8 protein-coding genes are annotated in these 12,844 nt (G+C 58.3%); 6 read left to right on the top strand and 2 right to left on the bottom strand.

What is annotated here, in order from left to right:
• Positions 1–485: 485 nt before the first annotated feature.
• Complete coding sequence (locus tag KRR23_RS07450; RefSeq protein WP_216741958.1) at positions 486–749, bottom strand: DUF2790 domain-containing protein; 264 nt, start codon at positions 747–749, stop codon at positions 486–488.
• Between the two features lie 416 nt (positions 750–1,165).
• Between KRR23_RS07450 and acs the strand changes: the two genes are divergently transcribed.
• The 6 genes from acs to argR all read left to right on the top strand — a co-directional run bounded on the left by acs (position 1,166) and on the right by argR (position 7,970).
• Positions 1,166–3,121, top strand: a complete 1,956-nt coding sequence (acs, locus tag KRR23_RS07445; RefSeq protein ID WP_216741957.1) for an acetate--CoA ligase — start codon at positions 1,166–1,168, stop codon at positions 3,119–3,121.
• A 702-nt stretch (positions 3,122–3,823) separates the two neighbouring features.
• Positions 3,824–4,600 carry an ABC transporter substrate-binding protein gene (locus tag KRR23_RS07440; RefSeq protein WP_054593623.1) on the top strand — a complete coding sequence of 259 codons (777 nt, stop codon included), beginning with the start codon at positions 3,824–3,826 and terminating at the stop codon, positions 4,598–4,600.
• Between the two features lie 91 nt (positions 4,601–4,691).
• A complete protein-coding gene (locus tag KRR23_RS07435) occupies positions 4,692–5,381 on the top strand; it encodes an ABC transporter permease (protein WP_145016252.1) in 690 nt (229 codons plus the stop codon).
• On the top strand, positions 5,378–6,076 hold the full coding sequence (locus KRR23_RS07430) for an ABC transporter permease (RefSeq protein WP_019693167.1): 699 nt from the start codon (positions 5,378–5,380) through the stop codon (positions 6,074–6,076). The genes KRR23_RS07435 and KRR23_RS07430 overlap by 4 nt, the downstream gene beginning before the upstream one ends.
• A gap of 36 nt (positions 6,077–6,112) precedes the next feature.
• Complete coding sequence (locus KRR23_RS07425; RefSeq protein ID WP_019693166.1) at positions 6,113–6,877, top strand: ABC transporter ATP-binding protein; 765 nt, start codon at positions 6,113–6,115, stop codon at positions 6,875–6,877.
• Between the two features lie 112 nt (positions 6,878–6,989).
• Entirely contained in the window at positions 6,990–7,970 is a 981-nt protein-coding gene (gene argR, locus KRR23_RS07420; protein WP_123585396.1) for a transcriptional regulator ArgR, read from the top strand.
• 33 nt (positions 7,971–8,003) lie between these two features.
• Here the strand turns inward: argR and KRR23_RS07415 are convergent, their stop codons facing one another.
• Positions 8,004–12,719 carry a DUF6543 domain-containing protein gene (locus tag KRR23_RS07415; RefSeq protein WP_216741956.1) on the bottom strand — a complete coding sequence of 1,572 codons (4,716 nt, stop codon included), beginning with the start codon at positions 12,717–12,719 and terminating at the stop codon, positions 8,004–8,006.
• Positions 12,720–12,844: the final 125 nt, after the last annotated feature.

The raw sequence follows: 12,844 nt of genomic DNA, 5'->3' as shown, positions 1-12,844 counted from the left end.
CAGCTCCTGCGGTGGCCTCAGCGTCCTGCATCCTCCTGTAAGGGGATGTTGCAGGCCCGATTTACGGGCGCATTATAGGTGTTTTTTCACGGTTGTGGTGCGACGAAGTGGCTCAGAGAACCCTCGGCAGGGCGCGTAATCAAGGCGGAGCAAGGGTTTACAGGGCTTTGGCCGATGAAGATTTTTTTTGGCGATTTTTGGCGACGTGAGAGTGGTGTAGGCGTTGGTGTTTGCCGTTAAAGCGCCACAAGCCCGACGGGATGGGACTTACAGGGGAGATAGGGTGTTTTGATGGGCTGGATTGTGTCCAGTTTCAGGGGGTAATTGTTTGTGGGGTTTTTTGTTCAAAAAATAACCAAAAATGGCTTTTCACACTACATGTAGTGTTTTGGTTCGGGTTTCTGTGTCTCCAGACACAACGACGCCCGACGAAGGTCGGGCGGTGATGTCGGGTTCGGCAATCAGCCAAACCTCAGCGTTGATGATCAGCCGTTAGAGCAGCCGTTACCCATCACGCTGTAGCGCAGAATATGCCGTTGACCGTTCGAGTCTTCATATTCCATGCGGGCTGGTACAACTTCGCAAACGCTTGGAACTTCGCTCATGGAGATAACTTTGGCGATGTCCAGGTGAGTCGAGTAAGTGTATTCCTCAACCGGTACGGTGTTGCTGGCAACATCAGTCGGGATCTCGTCTGCCATGGCGGTTGCGCACAGACTGCTGAGGGCCAGAACCAATAAAGCTTTCATTTCAATTTTACCTTTCTAAGGTCGAGTGGGGTCACGCAACCTTTTTGGGGTTGCGTGTGGAACTTGATAACTAAGTGTTGGATTAACTGCCTTCGTGGGGGCTGCAACTGGGTTAATCACGTTTGCCGTGTTGGCGAGGCTGATTTTAGGCGCCCGAGTTGCACGCATATAGGTGTGCTTTTGATAAAGACTTTTGGCATATCCTGTAACAATCCCTTAAAAACGACCTCGTATGCTTCAGGACCGCCTTTCTCGAAATGGCTGAAAGCCAATGAAACCGCGGTGTCTGAGCGGTTCGCTCGGTAAGCACGACGTTTTGTAGGGGCTTGTTACTACCATCGTCGAATGGTTCTATAGGCCCGCCTCGGGCTACAACGGGGCCATACAAAAACAACTATTCCACCGAGGTAAGAAAGATGAGTGCGGCTTCTCTGTATCCCGTTCGTCCCGAGGTTGCGGCCAATACGCTGACTGACGAGGCGACCTACAAGGCCATGTACCAGCAGTCGGTCGTCAACCCGGACGGTTTCTGGCGCGAGCAAGCCAAGCGCCTCGACTGGATCAAGCCTTTCACCACGGTGAAGCAGACGTCCTTCGACGATCACCATGTCGATATCAAGTGGTTCGCCGATGGCACCCTGAACGTTTCCTACAACTGCCTGGACCGCCATCTCGCCGAGCGTGGCGATCAGATCGCGATCATCTGGGAGGGCGATGACCCGGCCGAGAGCCGCAACATCACCTACCGCGAGTTGCACGAACAAGTCTGCAAGTTCGCCAACGCCCTGCGCGGCCAGGATGTGCATCGCGGCGACGTGGTGACTATCTATATGCCGATGATTCCCGAAGCCGTGGTCGCCATGTTGGCCTGTACCCGGATCGGTGCGATTCACTCGGTGGTGTTCGGCGGCTTCTCGCCGGAAGCCCTGGCCGGTCGGATCATCGACTGCAAATCGAAAGTGGTGATCACCGCTGACGAAGGCCTGCGTGCCGGCAAAAAGATCTCGCTCAAGGCCAACGTCGATGACGCGCTGACCAACCCGGAAACCAGCAGCATCCAGAAGGTCATCGTGTGCAAGCGCACCGGTGGCAACATCAAGTGGAACCAGCACCGCGACATCTGGTACGAAGACCTGATGAAAGTCGCGGGCACCGTGTGTGCGCCGAAAGAGATGGGCGCCGAAGAAGCGCTGTTCATCCTGTATACCTCGGGCTCCACCGGCAAGCCGAAGGGCGTGCAGCACACCACTGGCGGTTATCTGTTGTACGCCGCGCTGACCCACGAGCGCGTGTTCGACTACCGTCCGGGCGAAATCTACTGGTGCACCGCCGACGTCGGCTGGGTCACCGGCCACACCTATATTGTCTATGGCCCGCTGGCCAACGGCGCGACCACCTTGCTGTTCGAAGGCGTGCCGAATTACCCGGACATTACCCGGGTGGCGAAGATCATCGACAAGCACAAGGTCAACATCCTCTACACCGCGCCGACCGCAATCCGCGCCATGATGGCGCAGGGCACCGCAGCCGTTGAAGGTGCGGATGGCAGCAGCCTGCGTCTGCTGGGTTCGGTCGGTGAGCCGATCAACCCGGAAGCGTGGGACTGGTACTACAAGAACGTCGGCCAATCTCGTTGCCCGATCGTCGATACCTGGTGGCAGACCGAAACCGGCGCGACCCTGATGAGCCCGCTGCCGGGCGCTCACGCGCTCAAGCCGGGCTCGGCGGCGCGTCCGTTCTTCGGGGTGGTGCCGGCGTTGGTCGACAACCTGGGCAACATCATCGAGGGCGTTGCCGAGGGTAACCTGGTGATTCTCGATTCGTGGCCAGGTCAGGCGCGTACGCTGTACGGCGATCACGACCGCTTCGTCGACACCTACTTCAAGACGTTCCGTGGCATGTACTTCACCGGTGACGGCGCGCGCCGCGATGCCGATGGCTACTGGTGGATCACTGGGCGCGTGGATGATGTGCTCAACGTTTCCGGTCATCGTATGGGCACGGCCGAGATTGAAAGCGCGATGGTCGCTCACCCGAAAGTCGCCGAAGCGGCGGTGGTCGGTGTGCCGCATGACATCAAAGGGCAGGGCATTTATGTCTACGTCACCCTCAACGGTGGCGAAGAACCGAGCGAAGCGCTGCGCCTGGAACTGAAAAACTGGGTGCGCAAAGAGATCGGTCCGATTGCCTCGCCGGATGTCATCCAGTGGGCGCCAGGCCTGCCGAAAACCCGCTCGGGGAAAATCATGCGGCGTATCCTGCGCAAGATTGCTACGGCTGAATACGACGGGCTGGGGGATATCTCCACCCTGGCTGATCCGGGTGTGGTGCAGCATTTGATCGATACGCACAAGACCATGAACGTCGCGTAACAGCCGTTCTCGTGTCGTCGAAAGCCCCGCCCGGTGTAGAGCCTGGCGGGGCTTTTTTTTGTGGTGGTCAGGTTGTACTCGTTCCCACGCTCCGCGTGGGAATGCATCCCGTGACGCTCCGCGTCACAGCGTCAACAGCGGACGCGGAGCGTCCATGGCGGCATTCCCACGCGGAGCGTGGGAACGATCAGACACCACATCACCAACCAATATTTATCGGCTTCCCCTGTACGACGCTTCCCACTGTTACCCGCCGCCCTTCAAGTAACTAAATGTGTAACCGCTTGCCCGCTTTCGAGGCATTGGGAAACGCAAAGCCCCGTTTTAGGGCCTCTCCAGACCACCTAAAAAATAAGACACAACGCTGCGCTTGCCGGATTAGAAGGGTTTGCGAATAATAGGCCCGCAATTTGCAACATAGATCGGTTCACTGTCTTTTGCTCTTGCATGAATTTGCAGGGCTGTCAATGCGCTCGGTCGGGTTTCTCAGTGCTTCTGTAATTTGTTGTCGCATTGAAGAAATATCGGCTTCGGGCCTGTCGTTAGAATGCCGATCACTCGCTCGTCGTTGCCTGTGTTGAAATCAGAGCTGAACTCAACGCAACAATCCTACGACGCAGCGCAGCTTTCAATTTCCACCCATTCGCATATTGGGCTGTCGCTCACTCTGCCGTTTTCGCCCTATACCGATGGAGTCCTAAGATGAAGAAACTCGTGCTTCTTGGCGCCCTGGCACTGTCCGTGCTGTCCCTGCCGACGTTCGCCGATGAAAAGCCTCTGAAAATTGGTATCGAGGCGGCTTACCCTCCGTTCGCATCCAAAGCACCGGACGGCAGCATCGTCGGTTTCGACTACGACATCGGCAACGCCCTGTGCGAAGAGATGAAGGTCAAGTGCGTTTGGGTCGAGCAAGAGTTCGACGGTCTGATCCCGGCACTCAAAGTGCGCAAGATCGATGCGATCCTGTCGTCCATGTCGATCACTGACGACCGCAAGAAGTCCGTGGACTTCACCAACAAGTACTACAACACCCCGGCACGTCTGGTCATGAAGGCCGGTACGCAGGTCAGCGACAACCTGGCCGAGCTCAAGGGCAAGAAAATCGGTGTGCAACGCGGTTCGATCCACAACCGTTTCGCCGAAGAAGTCCTGAAGCCGCTGGGTGCTGAAATCAAGCCGTACGGCTCGCAGAACGAAATCTACCTGGACGTGGCTGCCGGTCGCCTCGATGGCACCGTGGCCGACGCCACCCTGCTGGATGACGGCTTCCTGAAAACCGACTCGGGCAAAGGCTTCGCCTTCGTTGGCCCGGCCTTCACCGACGAGAAATACTTCGGCGACGGCATTGGTATTGCCGTGCGTAAAGGCGACAAGGCTGAGCTGGACAAGATCAACGCCGCCATCGTCGCCATTCGTGCGAATGGCAAGTACAAGCAAATCCAGGACAAGTACTTCAACTTCGATATTTACGGTAAGTAAATAGTCGCAGCTGTCAGTCCGAAATGGCGCAAGCAACAGGATCTCTGAGGTTTGCGCCATTTTTTCATCCCAACTTTCGAGGACCTGAATCATGTTGAAAGGCTACGGGGCTGTCATCCTCGATGGCGCATGGCTGACGCTTCAGCTCGCCTTGTCGTCCATGGCCTTGGCCATTGTTCTGGGTCTGATCGGGGTCGCATTGCGCCTGTCGCCGGTACGCTGGCTGGCCTGGCTGGGCGATCTGTATTCCACGGTGATCCGCGGGATTCCCGATCTGGTGCTGATTTTGCTGATTTTCTACGGCGGTCAGGACTTGCTCAACCGTGTTGCACCATTGCTCGGCTATGACGACTACATCGACCTGAACCCGTTGGTCGCCGGTATCGGCACCCTGGGTTTCATCTTCGGTGCGTACCTGTCGGAAACCTTCCGTGGGGCCTTCATGGCGATCCCGAAAGGCCAGGCAGAAGCCGGTGCGGCGTACGGCATGAGCAGTTTTCAGGTGTTTTTCCGGGTATTGGTGCCACAGATGATTCGCTTGGCGATTCCGGGCTTTACCAATAACTGGCTGGTGTTGACCAAGGCGACTGCGCTGATTTCGGTGGTCGGTCTGCAAGACATGATGTTCAAGGCCAAGCAGGCGGCAGATGCCACCCGCGAGCCTTTCACCTTCTTCCTCGCAGTAGCCGCGATGTACCTGGTGATCACCAGTGTCTCGTTGTTGGCATTGCGTCACCTTGAGAAGCGCTACTCGGTAGGCGTAAGGGCGGCTGATCTATGATCTTCGACTACAACGTCATTTGGGAGGCCTTGCCGCTGTACTTCGGCGGCCTGGTCACCACCCTCAAACTGCTCGCGCTGTCGCTGCTGTTCGGTTTGCTGGCCGCCTTGCCGCTGGGCTTGATGCGGGTTTCCAAGCAGCCGATCGTCAACATGTCGGCCTGGCTCTACACCTACGTGATCCGCGGCACGCCGATGCTGGTGCAGCTGTTCTTGATCTACTACGGTCTGGCGCAATTCGAAGCGGTACGTGAAAGCTTCCTCTGGCCGTGGCTGTCCAGCGCGACGTTCTGTGCGTGCCTGGCCTTCGCGATCAACACCAGCGCCTACACCGCTGAAATCATCGCCGGCAGCCTGCGCGCTACGCCGAACGGTGAGATCGAGGCGGCCAAGGCCATGGGCATGTCGCGCTTCAAGATGTACAAGCGCATCCTGCTGCCGTCGGCCCTGCGCCGGGCGCTGCCGCAGTACAGCAACGAAGTGATCATGATGCTGCAGACTACCAGTCTGGCGTCCATCGTGACCTTGATCGACATCACCGGTGCCGCGCGTACCGTGAACGCTCAGTACTACTTGCCGTTCGAGGCCTACATCACCGCAGGCGTGTTCTACCTGTGCATGACGTTCATTCTGGTGCGTCTGTTCAAGATGGCCGAGCACCGCTGGCTGGGCTATCTGGCCCCGCGCAAGCACTGAAACCACTGACTGACTGTTTTTGTGAGAACCGACAGCATGTACAAACTTGAAGTCCAAGACCTGCATAAACGCTACGGCAGTCACGAAGTGCTCAAGGGCGTGTCCCTGAAAGCGGCGGCCGGCGATGTGATCAGCATCATCGGCTCCAGTGGCTCCGGCAAAAGTACTTTCCTGCGTTGCATCAACCTGCTTGAGCAACCGCACGCCGGCAAGATTCTGCTCAACAACGAAGAGCTGAAACTGGTGGCGAACAAGGACGGCGCGCTGAAAGCCGCCGACCCGAAACAACTGCAGCGCATGCGTTCGCGGTTGTCGATGGTGTTCCAGCATTTCAATCTGTGGTCGCACATGACCGCGATGGAAAACATCATGGAAGCGCCGGTCCACGTGCTGGGCATGTCCAAGGCCGAAGCCCGTGAAAAGGCCGAGCTGTATCTGGCCAAGGTTGGCGTGTCCCATCGCAAGGATGCTTACCCTGGCCATATGTCCGGTGGTGAGCAGCAGCGCGTGGCGATTGCCCGTGCGTTGGCGATGGAACCCGAGGTGATGCTGTTCGACGAACCGACCTCGGCGCTCGACCCGGAGCTGGTGGGTGACGTGCTGAAAGTGATGCAGGCGCTGGCCCAGGAAGGCCGGACCATGGTTGTGGTGACGCACGAAATGGGCTTTGCCCGTGAAGTGTCGAACCAGTTGGTGTTCCTGCACAAAGGCGTGGTTGAAGAAAGCGGTAACCCGCGTGAAGTGCTGGTCAATCCACAGTCCGAACGTCTGCAACAATTCCTCTCGGGTAGCCTGAAGTAATCGCTCCCGTTACGCACCAAATTAGGTCATGCTGCGCACCGCGCGCCAGATGGTCTAATTTGGTTGCAGCCGCCTTTGGCTTTAACACTGTTTTCGTTTCGGACTGCCCGCCATGACTGCCCATCGAATTGGTTTCCTGATTTGGCCCAGCACTAAAGCCTTGACGCTGGCGCTGGCCGAGGAGGCCTTGCGTGTTGCTCAGCGCGTGCATCCGGATGTTGTTTACGAACTCTCGTTTCTGCAGGCCGAAACGCCTGCCGAAGGGGCTTGGCAATTGCCGGGTGAGGCGTGGACCGGCAAGCTGGAAAACTTCCAGAAGCTGTTCCTGCTGGCCGATGAGCCACCGACGACGTTGGCGCCAGCGCTCAGCAGCGCGCTCAAGCAATTGGTGCGTGCCGGTTGCGTGATTGGCGGTCTGTCGGCCGGTGTCTATCCGTTGGCCCAGCTCGGTTTGCTCGATGGCTATCGTGCTGCGGTGCATTGGCGCTGGCAGGATGATTTCACCGAGCGCTTCCCCAAGGTCATCGCTACCAGCCATCTATTCGATTGGGATCGCGATCGCCTGACGGCGTGCGGCGGGATGTCGGTGCTCGATCTGTTGCTGGCGGTGCTGGCCCGTGACCACGGTGCTGAACTGGCCGGTGCGGTGTCCGAAGAACTGGTGGTCGAGCGTATTCGTGAAGGCGGTGAGCGTCAGCGCATCCCATTGCAGAATCGCCTCGGCTCCAGCCATCCGAAACTCACGCAAGCCGTGTTGCTGATGGAAGCCAATATCGAAGAACCGCTGACCACCGACGAAATCGCCCAGCATGTGTGCGTGTCCCGTCGGCAGTTGGAGCGGATTTTCAAGCAGTACCTCAACCGCGTACCGAGCCAGTACTACCTGGAACTGCGCCTGAACAAGGCCCGGCAGATGTTGATGCAAACCAGCAAGTCGATCATCCAGATCGGCCTGTCGTGTGGCTTTTCCTCGGGGCCGCATTTCTCCAGTGCCTACCGCAACTTCTTCGGTGCCACGCCGCGGGAAGATCGCAACCAGCGGCGTAGCAGCAGCCCGTTCGAATTGTCTTCGGTGCCATCGGAGCGTGGGTGATCAGGCACGCCACGCCCTGAGCTGAAGGCTGCTTTACTCGTCGACCTCGGTGCCGTCAGTGGACGAAACCTCCATTTCACCTCGATCGATCACCTCTTGCACACCGAAGTCGGTGCCCGTCCTTTCGAAGAAACCGATCAGCCGCAACAGGCTCTCCTCGGAAAATTGATTGCCTCTTAACGTGATGTTTTCAGCGAGTTCCACCGGCAGTTCCAGCACATCGCTCGGAACTTCGCTGATGGCGTTGCCACTGAGATCGGCCCAGTCCAGCTCTGTCATTTGCAGCAGGCCGTGCGGAATTTCGGTGATGCCGGTTTCATTCAGCAGCACGGTCGCCAGCCCTGTCATCTGGCTGAGGTCAGGCGTTCGCCCTAGAGGGTTGCGGGCCAGATCGAGATAGTCGAGCTGTTCCATTCCCGCCAACGCGCTTACTGACTCCGCTGTCAGATTGATGCGGCATTCCGGGAGCGACAACGACCGCAGCTGCCCCATCTTGAACACGGCATCGGGAATGTTGCCCAGGTTGCAGTCGCGAAGCCTGAGACTTTTGAGCTTGGGAAAGGACTCCAGAAAACCTCCGATGCGGGTTATGCCATCGGTGCTCAGTATCTCCAGCGACGTCACATGGCTGAAGTCGGCGCTCAGGGTCGGCAGCTCTCCATTGATGAGGAGGAGGATGACGAGTTCAAACGTGGGCTCAAGCGCCTCATTAAAATCATCCAGATCGGTTTCATGTCGCCAGCACTGTTCCAGCAATTGCTTGAACTCGTCGCGACTCGAGTGCTCGATGAGCTGTTGCTGTGCATTGAAAGGTTCACCGGTCAGCGGGTGTCGGGCCGGCAGATCGGCCGTCCAGGCAGACAAGTCAGTGCTGAGTCGGCTGAGCTCTGCTTCCAGACTTGCCAGTTCAAGTCGACCGTCTTCCAGTGTGCCGGGCAACTCGTACACGAAGTCGCTCGCCTGCTCGACCTCCAGGTTCGGGTACAGCGCCCTGACTCGTTCGATATCCGCCTCGGGGGCATAGACCCCCAGGTCAAAGAGGGAGTCGAAGTAGTGGCGCTTGATCAGTTGTCGCGCATTCTCGGAGAGTGGGTTATGCGTAAGAAACACGCTGTGTTTTTGGTACGCCGGACTGTCGAATAATTCGCGAGGCAGTTCGCTGATCCTGTTGCCGGAAAGTCTGGCGGTGTCGAGCTTGGGGTGGTGCATGATGCTGGCAGGAATGTCGGTCAGGCCGGTATGGCTCAGGTCAAGATGAACGAGTTCGGGCATTGATTCGACGCTGGGCGCCGCACTGAACGGATTGTTGAATAGATCCAGCATGACCAGTTTGTTCAATGAAGACAGTTTCGACCAGGTGACAGCGTCGAGCTGGATGCCGCAATCACTGAGCACCAGCGCGTCGAGGTTGGGCATTCGGGTAATGGCGTCGGGGAGGGTGGCCAGGGAGAAGCGGCGCAAATCGAGACGGTGCAGGCCTTTGAAGTTCTGCAGAAACCCGTGGAGGCCATGTGCCGCACGACTGCCTTCCAAAGACAGCAGTGACACATGACTGAAATCGGCAGTCAGTGTCGGCAGATCACCGAGTAACGGTTCTGCGAACCTGAGCACATACCGGCCGGTGCCATCCGGGGCGTCAAAGTCCCGATCGGATTGTCGGCGCCAGCTACGCTGGATTTCCTGGGCCAGTAACCGGCGATTGTGTTGTGCGACCTGTTGCTCCAGATCGCTGAGCGCAACCCTGGTTTCGGGGTGGACGGTGGGCGTATCGGTTACCCAGATTCCCAGGTCCCGATGCAGTTGTTCGAACTCGTTGGCCAGGCGTGAGAGCTCTACGCGAGCGCCGTCGGGATGACGCTGTAGTGCCAGGACCGTGGGCTCGAGTTCTTCCGCTGAAAGGCTGGGGTAAACCTCGCGAACCCTGTCGTTGAGGGTCGGCGTCGTGCGGTTGTTGCGACTGTAACCCTGTGTGCCACCCGGCAGGCGCATGGTTGTCGGGTCGTAGAACGGTTTTCGATGAGGGTGTTTTGCGAGCAGTGTGCGTAACGCCGGTTGGTCCACAGCGTGTTCGGCGATGCGCTGTTTGAGGGACTCACCGTCTTCGAGGGTGAAGCCCAATGCCGTGCGATCTGCATCCGGCAACGCCAGAAGGATGGCGTGATAAAAGTCGCCGGGTGGTTTTTTGTTCTCGTGCACCTGGTAGGTGAAGTCATCAGCAAGCACCAGCGTTCTGAGGATCGGCGCGTCGGCCTGGCCAATGCTGTCGCGCAAGGTGCCGTCGTGCGAATAATCCCTCACCTCGATGCGCAGGCGCTCGGGCCAGCCGGGTAATGATTCGAGACTATGTAAAGCCAGTCGGTGCGTATCTGCCGACTCCATGTCTTCGAGATAAAACCCCTCATAGGCTCTGGCGACACGCACGGCCTCCATGGCTTTTAGCGCCACGTCCTTGAGTCGCTGCGGCACTCGACCGTTGTGCAGGCTTATCAGCTCGGTGCCTGTTGCATTGCTCACCAGTTCTTGCGCGATGTCTGTCGGTAAGTTCTGTACTGCGCCGAGCAGTAGCTGAACGTGCCGATCATCGGTTTTTTCAAGTTCGCGGTAGCGAGATTCGAACAGCGATTTGCGCTGGTTCAGGGCCTGATAATGCTCGGGTTGGTCGCTGCTGGTCTGCTCGATCAAGGCCTGAATGTCCCGATCGATCTTGAAGCGCTTGATGGTGTCGGTCAGCAGCGACGGCGGGCGATAATTTTCGACGTGTGTTTCGCGCAATACGTTGTCGTGAAAGCCGCTGATCCGCAGGATCTGTTCGCGTTCGACGCTGCTGAACGACTCGACGCTATGGCCGAGGCGACGCATGACGGTGTCCCGGTCCCAGCGCAGCGGTTGTTCGAGTCCGGTTTGCCAGGCGCCGTGGTTGTTATGCCGCAGGGGTGGCTGATAAGCGTCGGCGCGACTCGGATGCTGAAGTGCAAACTGGCCGGTCTCGCTATTCAAGCGCACGGCATAGCGCTTGTCTTCAAGGGGCAGAAGGGTCTGGCCCTGGTGTTGATACAGGCCGAGGTGATCGGGTTTGGCCTCGGTCGGCAAGTTTACGGAGTGCTCGTAAGGTGTCAGGTCCGGCTTCCAGTAGCGTGTTTTGCCGTCGGCAGCCTTGGCGGGGATGAGTCGGTCGAACAGCGCCAGTGTGTCGCGGGGCAGCAGGGGTTTGATCTCCCCAACGGCAATGACGCCTCCCACCGCGAAGGTCCCCAGTTGGACGAGCGATTCGACGACGCCGATCAGGTGTCCGAACGCCTCTTTTTGCAGGCCTTCGGCCCAGTCGACGATGCCTTCAAAAGCCTCGTCGAGCAGTTGGTAGGTCATGTAGGCCAGTGTCAGTTCGCCGAGGAACGGAACAAAGGGCAGGGCGACGAACGCGGCCCCTTCAAGGATCGTTGAGGCGACTTTGCTGAAGGCGTCCCATAGCGCCCATCGTGCGTTTTGGTCGGCGCTGGCGGTGGAGACGGCAATAGTTTGCGCATCATTGAGGATCTTGTTCAGTTGTCGTTGATAGAGGTGGGACCACAGGTCGGTTCTGATCGTGCTCAGTGAGAATCGCAAATCGGGTTTGTCGATGGGCGTCTCTCGCCAGCTGGGCAGCGGGTCGCCGTGCTGATGCTGGTGCCAGGTCACGGCGCTAAGGCGGCGGTTGAGGTTGGCGAAAAAATGTCCCCTCTCCTGATGGTCGACGAACTGGCTGAAAAAGCGCTGGTAGGCGGGTGAGCGCAGCTTGCGGGTCAGCTCCGTCATGAACGCCAGCGTGTCGGGATACTGCTTGACGGGATGTTCGGGATCTTCCGGGAGATAGACCACGATCCGCGTTGCCTGGCGCGAGCGTTCAAGATTGGGGGCGAAAATGACAATGCCGGTCAGCGTCGAAGACATCATCGTCAGGTCATGGCAGTGCAACGGCTCGCCGTCCAGCTTCATGCCCGGGCGTCCTTCCAGGAAGCCGAGAATCGCGTCGCAGGTATCGTTTTCAATATCCTGTCGAAGCAGTCCCTGGTGCAGTGCCGACTTGAGTGCGGCTTGCTGCGCGTTCCTGACGCTTGGCTTTAAAACGACGTCGACCAGCGGATTGGTCACGCCCAGGTTGTCGTTGAGGTAGGCGCTGTACTGGCCGCCGATATCCAGTTCTCGGCACAGCCGGGTAAACCCGGCGATGCTGATGTGCTGCTTGATCGTTGGCAGCGTGTCGAACTGTCCCGTGGCGGAGGGTTCGGTGATGAAGGCCGAGGCCGGCTCATAGGCGTCCACCTCAGTCTCCGATGCCTGGAAATTGTGCAGGGCAGCGTCGAGCAATGACACTGTCCAGGTGCGCGCGGCACCGGATTTGACCGGGAACCAGGGGATGGTCTGGGGGATGTACAGGCGCAGGAAGGTGCTCTTGACGTCCAGTTCCAGTCCGAAGCGGGTTTTCAACGCTTCGCTCAGCAGCGGTTCGGCGAAGACACGGGCGTTTTGCAGTTTACTCAGCATCTGCTCCAGCTGGTTTCGATGGGACCAGTGTTCGGTGTTGAGTGCATTCAGTGTCTGCAGTTGCAGGCGGGTTGCGTTGCGATACCGGTGAGGCGTTTCGAGCCTGGCGTTTTTCAGCGCGTTGCGCGTCTCGGGCGACGCTTGTAAGGCCCAGGTCGGGAGGAGTGTGGAAAGGTGTTGGTAGTGGCTGTCCGGATGAGCGGCAAGCTCGTCGTTGTGTTGATTCATGCGCAAGTCCCTTGGCGTTTGGAGTAGACGCAAGGAAAACAAACGGCGATGCGCTCTGTGCAGTACATAATTACCGTCCGGCTGGACAAGCCTGCCTATAACGTACTCCGGCAGTTTAAACTGCG

Source organism: Pseudomonas sp. CVAP#3, assembly GCF_018986375.1.
GTDB lineage: Bacteria > Pseudomonadota > Gammaproteobacteria > Pseudomonadales > Pseudomonadaceae > Aquipseudomonas > Aquipseudomonas helvetica.
Note: the sequence above shows the minus strand (reverse complement) of the source record. Positions and strands in the feature narration are given on the sequence as shown.